At 69.8% G+C, this 14,424-nt stretch carries 11 protein-coding genes and 2 pseudogenes; 7 read left to right on the top strand and 6 right to left on the bottom strand.

The genetic code is table 11. The features are described 5' to 3' along the window. The gene (locus tag K1X59_RS08625; RefSeq protein WP_220174147.1) at positions 1 to 771 is read right to left on the bottom strand and encodes an isocitrate lyase/phosphoenolpyruvate mutase family protein; all 771 of its coding nucleotides are present in this window, start codon (positions 769 to 771) and stop codon (positions 1 to 3) included. A gap of 79 nt (positions 772 to 850) precedes the next feature. Here K1X59_RS08625 and K1X59_RS08620 point away from each other — a divergent pair. The 3 genes and pseudogenes from K1X59_RS08620 to K1X59_RS08610 all read left to right on the top strand — a co-directional run bounded on the left by K1X59_RS08620 (position 851) and on the right by K1X59_RS08610 (position 3,598). Further along, positions 851 to 2,264, top strand: a pseudogene (locus tag K1X59_RS08620) (RNB domain-containing ribonuclease). Between the two features lie 639 nt (positions 2,265 to 2,903). Then, a complete protein-coding gene (locus K1X59_RS08615) occupies positions 2,904 to 3,251 on the top strand; it encodes a hypothetical protein (RefSeq protein ID WP_220174146.1) in 348 nt (115 codons plus the stop codon). After that, positions 3,248 to 3,598 (top strand): GntR family transcriptional regulator, encoded by a 351-nt coding sequence (locus K1X59_RS08610; protein WP_183152489.1) that lies wholly within the window; start codon positions 3,248 to 3,250, stop codon positions 3,596 to 3,598. The genes K1X59_RS08615 and K1X59_RS08610 overlap by 4 nt, the downstream gene beginning before the upstream one ends. A gap of 16 nt (positions 3,599 to 3,614) precedes the next feature. On the opposite strand, the gene K1X59_RS08605 is transcribed toward K1X59_RS08610, so the two are convergent. Further along, a complete protein-coding gene (locus K1X59_RS08605) occupies positions 3,615 to 4,391 on the bottom strand; it encodes a hypothetical protein (protein ID WP_258567188.1) in 777 nt (258 codons plus the stop codon). Positions 4,392 to 4,524: 133 nt separating this feature from the next. Continuing rightward, positions 4,525 to 5,655, bottom strand: a complete 1,131-nt coding sequence (gene ispG, locus K1X59_RS08600; RefSeq protein WP_183152788.1) for a flavodoxin-dependent (E)-4-hydroxy-3-methylbut-2-enyl-diphosphate synthase — start codon at positions 5,653 to 5,655, stop codon at positions 4,525 to 4,527. Positions 5,656 to 5,895: 240 nt separating this feature from the next. Here ispG and K1X59_RS08595 point away from each other — a divergent pair, with 240 nt between their 5' ends. Then, positions 5,896 to 7,779 (top strand): chorismate-binding protein, encoded by a 1,884-nt coding sequence (locus K1X59_RS08595; RefSeq protein WP_183152488.1) that lies wholly within the window; start codon positions 5,896 to 5,898, stop codon positions 7,777 to 7,779. A 15-nt stretch (positions 7,780 to 7,794) separates the two neighbouring features. Here K1X59_RS08595 and K1X59_RS08590 read toward each other — a convergent pair. Next, positions 7,795 to 9,107, bottom strand: a pseudogene (locus K1X59_RS08590) (M50 family metallopeptidase). Between the two features lie 65 nt (positions 9,108 to 9,172). Here K1X59_RS08590 and K1X59_RS08585 point away from each other — a divergent pair. The 3 genes from K1X59_RS08585 (at position 9,173) to K1X59_RS08575 (ending at position 12,255) form a co-directional block, all read left to right on the top strand. Further along, entirely contained in the window at positions 9,173 to 9,757 is a 585-nt protein-coding gene (locus K1X59_RS08585) for a hypothetical protein (protein ID WP_183152487.1), read from the top strand. 107 nt (positions 9,758 to 9,864) lie between these two features. Beyond that, on the top strand, positions 9,865 to 10,539 hold the full coding sequence (locus K1X59_RS08580) for a YcnI family protein (protein WP_183152486.1): 675 nt from the start codon (positions 9,865 to 9,867) through the stop codon (positions 10,537 to 10,539). Between the two features lie 93 nt (positions 10,540 to 10,632). Beyond that, positions 10,633 to 12,255, top strand: a complete 1,623-nt coding sequence (locus K1X59_RS08575; protein WP_220174145.1) for a Mur ligase family protein — start codon at positions 10,633 to 10,635, stop codon at positions 12,253 to 12,255. 58 nt (positions 12,256 to 12,313) lie between these two features. Here the strand turns inward: K1X59_RS08575 and dxr are convergent, their stop codons facing one another. Both dxr and K1X59_RS08565 read right to left on the bottom strand, forming a co-directional pair. Next, a complete protein-coding gene (gene dxr / locus K1X59_RS08570) occupies positions 12,314 to 13,396 on the bottom strand; it encodes a 1-deoxy-D-xylulose-5-phosphate reductoisomerase (RefSeq protein WP_220174144.1) in 1,083 nt (360 codons plus the stop codon). A 35-nt stretch (positions 13,397 to 13,431) separates the two neighbouring features. Continuing rightward, positions 13,432 to 14,388: an FKBP-type peptidyl-prolyl cis-trans isomerase gene (locus K1X59_RS08565; protein ID WP_183152485.1), complete on the bottom strand. Its 957-nt coding sequence runs from the start codon at positions 14,386 to 14,388 to the stop codon at positions 13,432 to 13,434. Positions 14,389 to 14,424: the final 36 nt, after the last annotated feature.

The raw sequence follows: 14,424 nt of genomic DNA, 5'->3' as shown, positions 1-14,424 counted from the left end.
TCAGTTGAGGGCCGGCAGGTTCGCCGGGACGACGCCGCCCGCGTACAGGTCGGCCGCGAACTCCTGCAGCGCGGTCAGGGCGACCCGCTGGGGAAGAGGGCCGTAGGAGATGCGCGTGACGCCGAGCTTCTCGTACTCGGACGCAGCGAGAGCTCCGGGAAGACCGATCACGCTGACCTTGCGCTCCCCGATGCCCTCGACGAGTTGGCGGGTGACGTTCATGTCGAGGATGCCCGGCACGAAGACGGCGGTCGCTCCGGCGTCGAGGAACGCGCGTCCGCGCTGGATGGCGTCGGCGATGCTCTCCTGCACCGGTCGGTGCCCTGCTCGGACGAACGCGTCGGTGCGCGCATTGAGGGCGAAAGGCACGCCCTCGGCCTCCGCCGCCTTGACGATCGCGTCGACCACGGCGACGGATTCGTCGAGCGGCTTGAGGCGGTCCTCGACGTTGGCGCCGACCACGCCGGCGCCGATCGCGAGCCGGGTGGTCTCCCCCGCGTCCCCGTAGCCGTCGTCGAGGTCGGCGGAGACGGGGACCTCGACTGCCGCGGCGATGCGCCCGACCATGTCGATCATGACCTCGCGAGGGGTCGCGCCGTCGTCGTAGCCGAACGACGCGGCGATGCCGTGGCCGGCGGTGGCGAGGGCCTTCGTCTCCGGGAGGGCGGCGACCGCGCGTGCCGAGACGACGTCCCACACGTTCACGACGCGGAGGATCTCCGGAGCGTCATAGAGTCCGACAAGGGTCTGGGCCTTCGCAGCAGTGGTCATGGCTCCACGCTAACGCGGTCTGGCCGGGCGGGGGCCGGTTCCCTGCTCCTCAGCCGGCTCCTCGCCATAGTGTGGAGCCATGCCCCAGCGCCGATCGCATGTCGCCCCGTCCGCCGCACAGACCGAACTCGCATCCGCGCTCGCCTCTCTGCGGGAGTCGCTGGACGCCCCGTCGTCGTTCCCCGAAGACGTGCTCGCCGAGGCCGAAGCGACATCGCCGACGACTCCCGAACTCGATCTCACCCACCTTCCTTTCGCGACCCTGGACCCCGCGGGTTCGCGCGACCTCGACCAGGCCTTCCATCTCGCGCGCGACGGCTCCGGATACTCGGTCCGCTATGCGATCGCCGACGTCCCCGGATTCGTCCGGCCCGGCGGCGCCGTCGATGCGGAAGCCCGGCGCCGGGGACAGACGCTGTATGCCGCGGACGGCCGGATTCCGCTGCATCCCCGTGTTGAGCGAGGACCGCGCCTCGCTGCTGCCCGGCGTCGACCGCCCGGCGCTGGTCTGGACGCTGGCGCTCGACTCCGCGGGCGCCGTCACGGACTTCCGCCTCGAACGCGCGCTCATCCGCTCACGGGAACAGCTCGACTACGCGACCACACAGGAGTCCCTCGATCGGGGCGCGGACGGCCCCGCGGCTCTCCTGCCCGTGATCGGCGCCCTCCGACTCGAACAGGAGCGGCTGCGCGGAGGTGCGAGCCTCAATCTGCCCGACGAGGAGGTCGTGCGCACCGAGGAGGGCACCTACGCGATCGAACGTCGCAGTCCCCTCCCGGTCGAGGAGTGGAACGCCCAGCTCTCGCTCATGACCGGGATGGCCGCGGCGTCGCTGATGCTCGAGGCCGGGGTCGGCATCCTCCGCACCATGCCCGAGCCGGACGACGCGGCGTTCGACACGTTCCGACTGCAGACCACGGCTCTGGGGCGCCCCTGGACGAGGGGCACGTACGGCGAATATCTTCGCGACCTCGACCGCAGCGACCCGCTCACCCTTCCCGTCCTCGAGGCCGCCGCATCGCTCTTCCGCGGTGCCGGCTACCGGGTGTTCGACGGCGAGACGCCGACGGATGCGCTGCAGGCGGCCATCGCAGCCCCGTACGCGCATGCGACCGCACCTCTGCGCCGCCTGGTCGATCGATGGACCCTCGCCATCTGCCTCGCGGTGTCGAACGGCGATCCGGTGCCGGAGTGGGCGCGCGACTCCCTCGCCGACCTCCCGGCACTCATGCAGGAGTCCGGGCAACGTGCGTCACGACTGAACACCGCCACGGTCGCCTGCGTCGAGGCCGCGGTCCTCACCCCGCTCGTCGGGACGATCATCGAGGCGACCGTGATCGAGCTGCGGGGCGAGCGCGCCGAGGTCCAGATCGCCGTACCGCCGGTCACCGCCACCGCCCCGGTGCCTGATGACGCCAAGCCCGGTGACCTCGTGCGCCTCCGCGTGGTGAGCACCGACATCGCCAAGGGGGACGTCGAGCTCGCCCTCTGAGGCGGCCGTCCGGGTTCGCCTTGAAGTGTGTCACCTCATTGATACATAATGTGTCGATACGGTGACACACTATGGAGGCGACCTTGGCCCTGTTCATGCTCCTTCTCTGGGGGCCGATCCTTCTCGCCCTGGGCATCGCCCTCGCCCTCCGATGGACGCTTCTCCGACACACGCCGCGGATGATGGGGCTGGACGCCGTCGCCGCCGTGATCGCGGGAGCTCTCCCCATCCTGGTGGTGCTGGCTCCTCGCGCGACAGCTTTCGGCGGGGTCCCCCGCTCTGGACCGACCTCGGCTTCCTGGCCGCGCTCCCCCTGGTCCTCGGGATCTTCGGCGTCGTCGTGCTCTCGTTCGCGGCGCGACCCGCACACGGACGAGCACATCCGCCCGGCTCGCGCCCCGCACGATCGGGACGTTCGTCCGTCCGCGCCAGCCGATCCTGCTGGGATCGCTCGCCGCCATCGCGCTCGCGCTCACCCTGGCCGCCGGCGCCGCATCCGAGACCGACGAGCTCGGTCACCACACCCGGTTCACGATCACCCTCGGCACGTCTGGCACCTCCGCGTCGTCGGGTATCTACGGCTGGTACCACTCCCTTCCGTCCCTGGCCCTGCTCGTCACCGTCCTCGTCGTCACCGCCGTGGCATGGATCCGGCTCCCGCGACCGGCATGGGGCGAAGACGTCGCCCACGACACGGCCATCCGCCGCACCCGCGCAGACAACATCACGCGCCTGGCGTCCGGAGCCGTCCTCCTCCACCTCGCCGTCGTGTTCAACTCCCTCCGCGGCACCGCCTCGATCATGCTGTCGGTGTCGGGGAACGAACTAGGCATGATCTCCCTCGGCACCCCTTTCGCCGCCATGCAACCGGTGCTCTTCATCGCGGGAACCGCCGCGACGGTCGCCGGGCTGGCGCTGTGGATGCTCGCGGCACTCACCGGCGTCGCGATCCGCACACGACGGCAGGTCCCGGTGCACACCTCATGATCATCACGATCACCCGGGACAGCGGTGAGTCCCCGGCGGAACAGGTGCACGGGCAGCTCCGCGGCCTGATCACGACCGGACACCTGCTGGCCGGGGATCGGCTTCCCTCGGTCCGCCAACTCGCATCGGACCTCGGCATCGCACCGGGGACCGTCGCCAAGGCGTATCGCATCCTCGAGGATGACGGTCTCGTGACGTCGCGGATCGGCTCCGGCACGAGGGTGAGCGACACCGTGCAGCCCGTCGCCGGAGGCATCGCCGACGTGGCCCGCGCCCTGTCCGCCGCCGCGAAGGCGGAAGGACTCACGCTGGCGGATGCGCAGCGCGTGCTCCGCGCCATCTGGTGACGGTCGGGGCCGGCGATCAGACCGCGGCCGAGGCCGTCGTCGTCATCACGAGCAGCTGCGGGTCGCTCAGATCGAGCGACACCGAGATCGAGGAGAAATCGGCGAGCGACGTCACGTGGGTGCCACCGCACAGGATCACCGCTTCTGCCTCGGGGAGCTCGCAGTGCCAGCGTCGCCTGTCCACGATCGTCGGACCCTCCGTCTCGATCCGGCTGGAGGCACCCGTCGCGATCCATGCGGCGAGCTGCGCGTTGATCCGCTCCTCACGTTCGGCCAGGGTGGCGGCGAAGGTCTCGGTGTCGAAACCCGCGCGACGGAGGCTCTTGCCGAGGCGATACTCATCGACCGCGCCGTCTTCGCGGATGCGGCTGGACTGATTCGCACGACCTTCGAAGTCGGGGTTCCCGATCGCGTCCTGTCCGGGATCCTTGCGCCACAGATCTGCGAGGGCCAGATCGAGGGCGAGGGAGGCGAGGTGGCAGGCGGTATGGCCGCGGCTGAGACCATCGCGATGCGCGACATCGACCGACATGCTCACGGGCGCTCCCTCGACGAGCGCGGCCGGCGGTTCCCCCTCGATCCGGTGTCCGACCAGCCAGGTCCAGCCTTCGGCGCCGCGCTTGACCGGGATGTCGCTTCCGACGGCGAAGGCCCCCTCCTCGGAAGCCGCGACCATGACCGCTTCGACGATCGACGCAGAATCGCCGCCGACGGTGAGAGAGCCGCGGTCACCGGGCTGATCGGGCCACGTGTGGTCCACGGGGTGGAAAGGTGTGGTGTCGACGATCACCACGACTCCATCCTGGCCGCGCTCGACGCGCGTGACGGCGCCGGAGCCCGTGACGGCTCCCCCGGGAAGGTCACGATGGTGGGTGTCGACATGGCTCTCCTCGGTGCGACGGCGCTGCCGTCTCGTGACGCGGGTTTCAGACCGTGACGACCTGGGCGGTGCCGAGAGGGGCGCCAGGACCCATCTCTGCGGCGATCCGGTTGGCTTCTTCGATCAGCGTCGCGACGATGTCGGCCTCGGGCACCGTCTTGATGACCTCGCCCTTGACGAAGATCTGCCCCTTGCCGTTGCCGGACGCCACTCCGAGGTCGGCCTCGCGGGCCTCACCCGGGCCGTTCACGACGCAGCCCATGACGGCGACGCGCAGCGGGACGGTCATGTCCTTGAGCCCCTCTGTGACGTCTTCCGCGAGGGTGTAGACGTCGACCTGGGCGCGACCGCACGACGGGCACGAGACGATCTCGAGCTTGCGCTCGCGCAGGTTGAGCGACTGCAGGATCTGGTGCCCCACCTTGACCTCTTCTGCCGGCGGTGCCGACAGGGAGACGCGGATGGTGTCGCCGATGCCCTCGCCGAGCAGGATGCCGAACGCCGTCGCGCTCTTGATCGTGCCCTGGAATGCCGGACCCGCCTCGGTCACGCCGAGGTGGAGGGGCCAGTCGCCCCGCTCGGCCAGCTGCCGGTACGCCTTGACCATCACGATGGGGTCGTTGTGCTTGACCGAGATCTTGAAGTCGTGGAAGTCGTGCTCCTCGAACAGCGACGCCTCCCAGACAGCACTCTCGACCAGAGCCTCCGCCGTGGCCTTGCCGTACTTGGTGAGGATCCGGCGATCCAGCGATCCCGCGTTCACGCCGATGCGCAGCGAGACGCCGGCGGCCTTGGCGGCCTCTGCGATCTTGCCGACGTTGCCGTCGAACTCCCGGATGTTGCCGGGGTTCACGCGGACGGCTCCGCATCCGGCGTCGATCGCCGTATAGATGTAGCGCGGCTGGAAGTGGATGTCGGCGATGACGGGGATCTGACTCTTCATCGCGATGATCTTGAGCGCGTCGGCGTCGTCCTGGTGCGGAACCGCGACGCGCACGATCTCGCAACCCGACGCGGTGAGCTCGGCGATCTGCTGCAGCGTCCCGTTGATGTCGGTCGTCTTCGTGGTCGTCATCGACTGGACGCTGACGGGAGCGTCGCCGCCCACGAGCACCTTGCCCACCTTGATCTGCCGGGACTTGCGGCGCGGGGCGAGGACTTCGGGGATCTTCGGCATTCCGAGGTTCACTGCTGGCACGCTCCCAGCCTACGCCGCCAGGATGCATGCGGGCTGGACGACCGCGCCATGTCATGCACCAGGGGCGCGCACCGCCGGTGTGGTAGTTTCGGCCCATGCTCGCGAACTTCACCTGGTGGCCCGCCTCCTAGGCGGTGTGTTCGCGTTCCCACGAATCCAGACCGCCTCCGGGGCGGTCTTTTCGTTGCGCCGAGCCGGAGCCTTGCACAGGAGACAGCCATGACCCTCTCACGACTCGCCGAGCTCAGCGCGGACCCGGCAGCATCCTTCGTGCTGATCGCGCGCCACGGCGCGGACACCGTGGAGCTGCTCAGCGGCGACGTCGTCGACGTCGACCTGCTCGCCGACATCCCGCTGACGATCGACGGCACACCGCGCGAGGTCTTCGCCATGGTCCCCTATCGCCAGGTGCGCGAGCGCGGGTTCGTGGCGCAGGACGACGGCGCTCCGTTGCGCTGCGTGATCGTCGACGAACATCTCCATCTGCCGACCGGCGAGCTCCTCACGGCGCTGCCCGATACCCCGGTTCCGCTGCACGACGACGGTTTCGACATCGCGGACGCGGACTACGCGACGATCGTCGAGAAGGTCATCGCCGAGGAGATCGGTCGGGGTGAGGGGGCGAACTTCGTCATCCGACGCGATTTCACCGCGAACATCGATGTCGACGACCGCACGGCCGCACTCACCTGGTTCCGCGCGCTTCTCCTGCACGAGCGTGGCGCCTATTGGACGTTCGCGGTCTTCACTCCAGGGCACATCGCTGTCGGCGCGAGCCCCGAGGCGCACGTCGTCGCCCGCGAGGGCGTCGTCACGATGAACCCGATCTCCGGCACGTTCCGTCATCCTGCCGGCGGCGCCACCAAGGAGACTCTCGTCGAGTTCCTCGCCTCCGCCAAGGAGACCGAGGAGCTGTTCATGGTCGTGGACGAGGAGCTCAAGATGATGAGCGCCGTGTGCTCCGACGGTGGGCGCATCACCGGCCCCCACCTCAAAGAGATGTCCCGACTCACACACACCGAGTACATGCTCCGCGGTCGCAGCGTCCTCGATCCGCGCGACATCCTGCGGGAGACGATGTTCGCCCCGACCGTCACCGGCTCCCCGATGCAGAACGCGTGCGCCGTGATCCGACGCCACGAGGAGAAGCCGCGCGGGTATTACTCGGGCGTCGCCGCGCTGTTCACCCCGAACGCGGACGGCGGTCACGACCTGGACGCACCGATTCTCATCCGCACCGTGTACCTGCGAGACGGCGCCCTCAGCGTCCCCGTCGGCGCGACTCTCGTGCGGCACTCCGACCCGCAGGGCGAGGTGTCGGAGACTCACGGCAAGGCCGCCGGCGTGCTGGGCGCGATCGGCGCCATCGACCGGGACCGGGCGGCGGAGGCCCGCAGCGACGCCGATGCACCGACGCAGCAGCAGGTTCTCGCCGACGATCCGACGGTCGCCGCGCTGCTGTCTTCTCGTAACGCGCGCCTGGCGGAGTTCTGGCTCAACCCGCAGGGCGAAGACTTCACGGGTCCATTCGCCGGGCGCACCGCCGTGGTCGTCGACGCCGAGGATCGGTTCACCACGATGCTCGCCCACCAGCTCCGTCACCTCGGTCTCGCCGTCACGATCGCCCCGTGGAACCAGGTGGAGGACGCGGATCTGGAGAAGGCCGACATCGTCGTCGCAGGGCCGGGCCCCGGGGATCCGCGAGACACGGACAACCCGCGGATCGCTCGTATGCGCGAGGTGGTGGCCGACCGACTCGCGGCAGGAAGCCCTCTGATCGCGGTCTGCCTCAGTCACCAGATCCTCGCCGACGGGTTCGACATCGCGCTGACACCTCTCGACGCCCCGCACCAGGGCCTGCAGAAGTCCGTGCCGGTGTTCGGCGAGGACGCCTCGATCGGCTTCTACAACACCTTCACCGCCCGGGTCACGCCCGGCACGACCGCGACCGGGTCGGTGGAGGTCTCTGCGGACCCGACGTCCGGCGACGTCTACGCCCTGCGCGGTCCGCACTTCGCGTCCGTGCAGGGACACCTCGAGTCGATCCTGTCGCGCGACGGCATAAAGACGCTCGAGCGTCTGGTCGCCCACGCACTCGGGTGAGGGCCCATCGGACGTTCAGCCCAGCAGATCCACCGGGTTGAACACGTCGGCGATCAGGAGCAACGCGCCCATCGCGATCAGGAGCACCGCGACGACGACGGTCAGCGGCACGAGCTTCGTGGCGTCGACGGGCGCCGGCGGCGGACGTCGGAAGAGCTTGGCCCATGCCCGCTTGACGCCGTCCCACAGCGCCACCACGACGTGACCGCCGTCGAGCGGCAGCAGCGGGATCAGGTTGAACACGAAGAGGGCGATGTTCAACGAGCCCAGCAGTCCCAACAGGATCGCGAACCGGTTGAGGATGGGCGCATCGGTCGCCGCGACCTCACCAGCCAGACGACCCACCCCGACCACGCTGAGCGGCCCGTTGGGGTCGCGCTCGCCCCCGGTCACCAGCGAGACGCCGATGTCCCAGAGCCGTACCGGCAGAGTGACGATCAGGGAGGCGACCCGGCCGACGTTCTCCGCTGCCATCTCGGGCCCGGCGGCAAGCGGCTGCTGCACATACCCCATCTGGGAGAACATGCCCGCATAGCCGACCTCCTTCACCACGGGAGCGCCGGCCTCATCCAGCACCGGCGCGCCGCTGGCGTCGGTGATCGTCCGCTCCGCGGCGATCGGCGTCAGGGTCAGGACTCCTCGCTGCCGTCGCGTCGCACCACGACGTCGAGCGACTCCCCGGGTGAGGCCTGGATGATCGCGGTCGCGTCGGCGAAGGTCGACACCGGGCGTCCGTCGACGGCGACGAGCACATCTCCCGGCTGCACTCCGGCCTCGGCGGCCGGGGACTCCGGGTCGTCTGCCGCGCACTCCGTCGCCGTGGACGAGGACGGCAGCACGCACTCGCTCACCGCGGAGATCGTGGTCGTGCCCTGCTGCAAGCCGATTCCGGAGAGGAGCACGGTGAACACGAGGACCGCGAGGAAGAGGTTCATCAGCGGTCCGCCGAGCATCACGATGACGCGCTTCCACACGGGGAGGCGGTAGAAGACACGGTCCTCCGCGCCCTCGGCGATGGTCTCGTCGTTGGCGGAGCGGGCGTCCTGGATCAGGGAGCGGAACACGCCCGTCGCCGCACCGGAGTTCTTCGACGGCGGGTACATCCCGGACATCGAGATGAAGCCCCCGAGCGGAAGCATCTTGAACCCGTACTCGGTCTCACCGATGCGCTTCGACCACAGGCGGGGCCCGAACCCGATCATGTACTGGCCGACGCGCACGCCGAAGAGCTTCGCGGGGACGAGATGGCCGACCTCGTGCAGACCGATCGAGAGCCCGAGGCCGATCAGCATGAAGAGGATGCCGCCCAGATAGAGCAGGAATTCCACGTGCCAACGCTACTGCCCCCAGCTAGGAATCTGCCCGGCGCTGTCGGCGCGGCTAGGCTGTCAGCGTGAATGCCCGGCAACTGCGACTCGTGCGCGCTGCCGTCGTCTCCACGGTCGCGACACTGCTCGCGGCGGTATCGCACACGCTCGGTGGGGGTGCTGCTCCGCACCCGCTGTTGATCCTCGCCGTCGCGACACTCCTCACCCCGCTCTCCGCCGTGCTGGTGGGTCTGCGCCGGTCACGGGTCCGCGTCGCGGTCGCGGTCGTGCTGTCGCAGACCGTCTTCCACGTCCTGTTCCAGGGGCTCGGGTCGCCGACGGGCGCCTCGACCCGCACCACCGTCGGTCACACGCACGTCATCGATCTCACGGCACTCGGATCGACCGAGGCCGCCTCAGCGCCCGGTGCGACGATGCTGCTCGCTCATGCTGTCGCCGCGGCATTGACCGTCCTCCTCGTGTGGCGCGGCGAGACGACCGTCCGTGCCGTCGCCCGCTGGGTCGAGGCGGTGTTCCGTCGTGCCGTCGCCGCCGCTCCGGCGGAGCACCCGCGGCCCCCGCGCCTGCGCTCGGTGCTCCTCCGGCCTCTCGACACCGCAGTCTCGGCGACTGTACGGCGTCGAGGCCCTCCTGCGCTCGTCAGCGACTGATCCTCGATCCGTCGCACCGCAGCCCGCCGCCCCTTCCTGGCGGTGTCCCTTTTCGCGTGAACGCGCCATCGCGGCGCGCCCGCACAACGAGCAACTGGAGTCTTCTCATGTCCCGTAACACCCGTACCCGTCGCACCGCCCTCTCCGTCGCCGGGGTCCTCGGTGGCGCGATCCTCGCCGTCGCCCTCCCGTCGATGGCTTCAGCGCACGTCGGGGTCAGCCCCGACGAACTCGCTGTCGGAGATCACGGCGTTCTCACCTTCTCGTTCTCGCACGGCTGCGAGGACTCGCCCACCACCGCCCTGCGCATCACGATGCCGGACGGGCTCGCATCCGTCGCTCCCACCATGGACGGCGATTGGAACATCCAGGTCGAGCGCGGCGATGACGGCCTCGTCAGCGCCGTCACCTACACCGCTCTCACCCCGGTTCCCAATGGGCTCCGCGGAGCGGTGAGCATGTCTGTGGGGGTGGATGAGAACACACCGGAGTCGCTCGCCTTCCCCGTCGTCCAGGAGTGCGTCGAAGGATCCACCGAGTGGACCCAGCTGGCCGAGGACGGCGAGGATCCGCACAGCCTTGACGCGCCCGCCCCGGTCGTGTCCGTCTCAGCGGACGCCTCCGGCGCGCATGGCCAGCACGACGATGCGCAGTCCGGCGAGGCGACGTCGGCCGCGTCGGGCGCTGCCGATCCGCTGGCCGTCGCCCTCGGCGCAGGTGGACTCGCGGCCGGGATCGCCGGACTCGTCGTCGCGGTGCTCGCCTACCGACGCCGCGCCTGACGGCTTCGCGACTCCTCGCGCGTCGCACGATGGCGCGCGAGGGGTCGTGCCGCAGAGAGGTTCCGCAGGCCGTCGTGAGATCATGGAGGCGACATGTCGATTGAACAACAACCGAGCCTGCCTCCCGTGCTCCGCCCCGCGAACCCGCCCCGGCGTCAGCTGTCCGAACTCGCCTCCCGCTTCGCCCGCGCCGTGCGCGGCGACATCGAAGGGGTCTCGCTCTCCGGGATCACCCTCGCCACGGCGGATCTCCGACCAGGAGAAGCGTTCGTCGCGATCCAGGGCGTCAACCGCCACGGCGCGGACTTCGCCGGAACAGCCGCGGAGAAGGGCGCCGTCGCTGTCATCACCGATGAGCCGGGGGCGCTGATCGCGGAACCCACGGGACTCCCGATCATCGTGGTCGATGATCCGCGCGGCGTGCTCGGCGACCTGAGCGCCTGGGTGTACGGCACCGGAGCAGACGACCCGCTCCCCCTGCTGCTCGCGACCACGGGCACCAACGGCAAGACCAGCGTCTCCCATCTCCTTGCGGGGATCCTCGACCAGATCGGCGTCGTCTCCGGGCTCTCGTCCACCGCCGAACGGCACATCGCCGGAGAGGTCATCGTCTCCCGTCTGACGACGCCCGAGGCCTCAGAAATGCATGCGCTGCTGGCTCTGATGCGCGAGCGCGAGGTCGAGGCCGTCGCGGTCGAGGTCAGCGCGCAGGCGCTGTCACGCCACCGGGTCGACGGGATCCGCTTCGACGTCGCGGGCTTCACCAATCTGAGCCACGACCACCTCGACGACTACGCCGACATGGAAGAGTACTTCGAGGCGAAGCTGCCGCTGTTCCGCCCCGATCGTGCGAAGCGCGGCGTCATCTGCCTCGACTCCCCATCCGGAGCGATCGTCGTCGATCGCGCCGAGGTGCCCGTCGTTACCGTCGGTACGCCGTCGATCGCAGCAGACCCCGAATCGGCCTCCGCCGCCGACTGGGTCGTCGTGATCGACGACGAGCGCGCCGCCGGGACGACCTTCACCATGACCGGCCCGGAGGGATCGCTCACGACGACGGTGCCGGTGATCGGCCCTCACATGGCCGCCAACGCGGCACTCGCGATCGTGATGCTGCTCGAGGGCGGCTACGAGTGGACGCGGATCGTCGATGCGCTCACCCGTGACGGCGGCATCCGCGCCTACCTGCCCGGCCGCACGCAGCTCGTATCCGGCGAGCGGGGACCGGCGGTCTTCGTCGACTTCGGCCACTCGCCCGACGCGTTCGAGAAGACGCTCGCCGCCGTCCGCCGCGTCACCCCGGGCAAGGTGCTCATGCTGTTCGGCGCGGACGGCGACCGTGACGCGAGCAAGCGCTTCGACATGGCACGCACCGCGGTGGAGGGAAGCGACATCCTCGTCGTCACCGACCACCACCCGCGCTTCGAAGACCCGGCTTCGATCCGTGCGACGCTCGTCGAGGGCGCGCGCAAGGCACGACCGGATGCGGAGATCCACGAGGCATCGCCTCCAGAGAACGCCATCGTCACGGCCGTCGGCCTGGTCGGCGACGGCGACGCGATCCTCTGGGCTGGCCCGGGGCATCAGGACTACCGCGACATCCGCGGTATGCGCACGCCGTACTCGGCGCGAGAGCTCGCAGCAGCGCTGCTGCGCGCCGCCGGCTGGCCTGTCCCCGACTCGCAGTGGCCCGTCCCCTACCCCGACGAGGACTGACCACTCGGTGCTGGACTGACCGCTCGGTGGTCGCCGCGTCACACGCCCGGCGCGTGGATCAACGCGCCGCGATCATCCGATCGGCCGTCGTGCGCGCCCAGGCTTCGGCGGCGGCGAGCGTCTCGACCGTCAGTGCATCCGGCGCCTCGTGGGCGTCGACCACCCGAGCGATCGTGTCGACGATGCCGAGGAAGGGCAATCGCCCCTCGTGGAAGGCGTCGACCGCCTGCTCGTTGGCTGCGTTGTAGACCGCGGGGAAGGTGCCCCCGGCACGCCCGACGGCTTTCGCGAGTGCGACGGAGGGGAACGCCTCACCGTCGAGGGGCTCGAAGGTCCAGGAGGTCGCGCTGGTCCAGTCGAGTGGCCGTCCGACCCCGCCGACGCGATGCGGCCAGTCCAGGCCCAAGGAGATCGGCAGCCTCATATCGGGTGGCGATGCCTGGGCGATGGTCGACCCGTCGATGAACTCGACCATGGAGTGCACGATCGACTGGGGATGCACGACGACCTCGATGTCGTCATACGGCACGTCGAAGAGCAGGTGCGCCTCGATGACCTCGAGACCCTTGTTGACCAGGGTCGCGGAGTTGGTGGTGACCATGCGCCCCATGTCCCAGGTCGGGTGCGCGAGTGCCTCCGCGGGAGTGACGTCGACGAGGTCCGCCCGGCTGCGTCCGCGGAAGGGACCACCCGACGCCGTCACGACGAGGCGTCGCACCTCGGCGTGGGTGCCGGCACGCAGAGCCTGCGCGAGAGCGGAGTGCTCGGAGTCGACCGGAACGATCTGATCGGGAGCCGCAGCGGCCAACACGAGGTCACCGCCGACGATCAGCGACTCCTTGTTCGCGAGCGCCAGCGTCCGCCCGGCCTTCAACGCCGCGAGCGTCGAGCCGAGACCGATCGAGCCGGTGATCGCGTTGAGCACCACGTCTGCGTCCACATCGCGGACCAGCTGCTCGGCCTCTTCGGCGCCGAGCGCGGTGTCTTCGACGTGGAACTGCGCCGCCTGCTCCGCCAGCATCGCGGCGTTGGAGCCGGCGGCCAGGCCGACAAGTTCGAACCTTCGAGGATTGGCGCGGATCACGTCCAGCGCCTGGGTGCCGATGGAGCCGGTGGAGCCGAGGACGATGACGCGACGCATAACGCCAGCCTAGGACACGGCCCGGCCCGGCCCTCTTACTGCTGGACGGCGGTGGTCGCCAGGATGTCGACCACGAACACGAGGCTCTCCTTCTGGAGTTCGTGGCCTTCGCTCGCTCCGTAGCCGTCGGACGGCGGCATCACGACGACCACCTGCGAGCCGACCTTCTGCCCCTCCAGAGCCTTCTGGAAGCCCGCGACGACACCCGTGGTCTGGAACTGCGCGGGCGCGGCGTCGCGGCTCCAGCTGGAGTCGAACTCCGTGCCGTCTGACCACTTGACACCGAGGTACTGCACGACGACGAGGTCGCCGGATCCGACGGTCGGCCCGTCACCCTGCTTGAGGACGGCGACCTTCGTCTCGGCCGGCGCATCTCCGTCGGGGATCGTGACTGTCGGCGCACCCTTGTCGTCGAGTTCGACGGTCGGCATGCCCGGCGTGGGGTCGACGGGGGTACCGGTCGCCACCTCGGGCAGGTGCTCCACGGCCTGGGCGTAGACGACGACGTTGTTCTGCCCCTCGCCCAACGCACTGCCGGGGAGTGACAGCACGATTCGCGAGCCGACGGGCTCGCACTCGAGCGCCGCGACGAAAAGGGACGACTGGTTGGTGTCGAGGAGGACGGGGAGGAGACCGTCCTCACCCCGCGCTGAGGAGTCGACGACCTCGTTGGTGGTCGCGTCGACGATCTGGTACTCGACCGAGACCAGGTCGTTGACGTAGACCTCTTCGCCATCGCCCTCCGACACCACCGTGCGCTCGACGCCCGCGAATGCGGCATCGGCCGGGACGGTCACCTTGGTGTCCGCCCCTTCACCCTCGACCTTCACCGCATCAGAGGTCGCACCGGGCTGCGCGTCCAGAGCGCAGGCACTCGATGCGGACGGGCTCGGCGTGCCGGAACTCGACGGCGCGGAGCTTCCGGCGCAGCCCGCCAGCAGGAAGGTCGCCGCGGCGACGGTGGACAGGACGATGAGCGGACGCTTGCGCACAGTGAGACCTCGGGATCGCGGGCGGGACACTCCATC

Source organism: Microbacterium sp. Se5.02b, assembly GCF_019464375.1.
Lineage (GTDB): Bacteria > Actinomycetota > Actinomycetes > Actinomycetales > Microbacteriaceae > Microbacterium.
This window is presented reverse-complemented; position numbering and strand designations above follow the sequence as displayed.